At 55.8% G+C, this 617-nt stretch carries 1 protein-coding gene; it reads right to left on the bottom strand.

The features are described 5' to 3' along the window. Positions 1–617 (bottom strand): DDE-type integrase/transposase/recombinase (locus HKD24_RS15190; protein WP_194260973.1); only part of this gene is annotated, 617 nt, incomplete at both ends.

Genomic DNA, 617 nt, shown 5'->3' with positions numbered 1-617 from the left:
AGGGGTAAGGCCACTGAGGGTCTTGAGTCTTCGCCCGAAATTATAGGCTGCCATGAAGTCGTTGAGGTGTGTCCTCAACTGCTCATGACTGTCGTAATGGAAGCGTTTGACGGTTGCTTCCTTGATTGTCCGGTTCATCCGCTCGACCTGACCGTTCGTCCAGGGATGATTGGGTTTCGTCAGACGATGTTCGATCCCGTGAGCTTCGCAGATCATGTCGAAGCGCATGGGGCGAGACCAGGCCGTATTGCGGTTACGGGGCTGATCAGCGAACTGGATGCCGTTATCGGTCAGGATGGTGTGGATCCGGTAAGGAATGACGCTCAGGAGATGTTCGAGGAATTCCCAGGCCGTCTTCCGATCAGCTTTTTCGACCAGTTGTGTGACAGCGAATTTGCTTGTCCGGTCAATCGCCACGAAGAGGTACAGCTTGCCTTCAGCGGTCTGGACTTCCGCTATGTCGAGATGAAAAAAGCCAATTGGGTAGCGTTGGAAGCGCTGGCGTTTGGGCTTGTCTCCCTCGATATCCGGAAGCCGGGATATCCCGTGGCGCTGAAGGCAGCGATGCAGGGCCGAGCGTGTCAGATGGGGAATGCTGGCCTGCAGGGCATAAAGGC

Origin of the sequence: Gluconobacter vitians (assembly GCF_015244565.1) — a bacterium.
Classification (GTDB): Bacteria; Pseudomonadota; Alphaproteobacteria; order Acetobacterales; family Acetobacteraceae; genus Gluconobacter; species Gluconobacter vitians.
The sequence above is the reverse complement of the archived record's forward strand: the minus strand, read 5'-3'. Positions and strand labels throughout refer to the sequence as shown.